Source organism: Segeticoccus rhizosphaerae (assembly GCF_009192725.1).
GTDB lineage: Bacteria > Actinomycetota > Actinomycetes > Actinomycetales > Dermatophilaceae > Segeticoccus > Segeticoccus rhizosphaerae.
Genome location: NZ_VOHR01000615.1, coordinates 1 through 967, shown reverse-complemented (window position 1 = coordinate 967; position 967 = coordinate 1). Strand labels below are relative to the sequence as shown.

At 73.0% G+C, this 967-nt stretch carries 1 protein-coding gene; it reads left to right on the top strand.

The features are described 5' to 3' along the window. Positions 1 to 106: 106 nt before the first annotated feature. Positions 107 to 967, top strand: an 861-nt coding sequence (locus FRW57_RS22075; protein ID WP_152187088.1) for an ABC transporter ATP-binding protein, incomplete at its 3' end; no start/stop codon positions are given.

Below are 967 nucleotides of genomic sequence, written 5' to 3'. Positions count from 1 at the left end.
TCGCAGCCCTCGCGTCCGTCCTCGCGCCCCTGCCGCCCCAGCGTGCGGCACTCGACGCGGCGCGTGCGGCGCGGCCGGCTGTCCCGTCCGACACAATGGTGCCCTCATGATCGAGTTCCGCGACGTCAGCGTGCGTTTCGAGGGTCGGCTCCAGCCGGCCATCGACGGTGCGACCTTCGTGGTCCCGGAGGGCGAGCTCGTCCTCGTCGTCGGGCCCACGGGCAGCGGCAAGACCACCCTGCTGCGTTGCGTCAACGGTTTGGTCCCGCACTTCACCGGCGGCGCACTCGCCGGTCACGTCGTGGTGGGTGGACGGGACACGCGCGACCACCGGCCGCGCGACCTCGCCGACCTGGTGGGCGTCGTCGGGCAGGACCCGGCAGCGGCCTTCGTCACCGACACGGTGGAGGAGGAGCTCGCCTACGGCATGGAGACGATGGGGCTCGACGCGGCCAGCATGCGCCGCCGGGTGGAGGAGACGCTCGACGTCCTCGGGCTCGCCGACGTCCGTCACCGCAACCTGCGGGACCTGTCGGGCGGGCAGCAGCAGCGGGTCGCCATCGGGGCGGTGTTTGCCGCTGGGCCGCGCATCCTCGTCCTCGACGAGCCCACCTCCGCACTGGATCCCGTTGCCGCAGAAGAGGTCCTGGCCGCCCTCCACCGACTGGTCTACGACCTCGGGGTCACCGTGTTCCTCGCCGAGCACCGACTCGAACGCGTGATCCACCATGCCGACCAGGTCCTGCTCGTCCGCGACGGGCGGGTCTCTCCGTTGCTGGCGCCGGCGGACGCCATGACCGCATCGACGATCTTCCCACCGGTCATCGGACTCGGCCGGCTGGCGCGCTGGACACCTCTGCCGCTGTCGGTTCGCGACGCGCGACGCCAGGCGTCCTCGCTGCGCGAGCGACTCGCGGCCGCCGGACCCGCGCCGGTGACCGCAGCACCGACCAGGAGGGCCGACCCG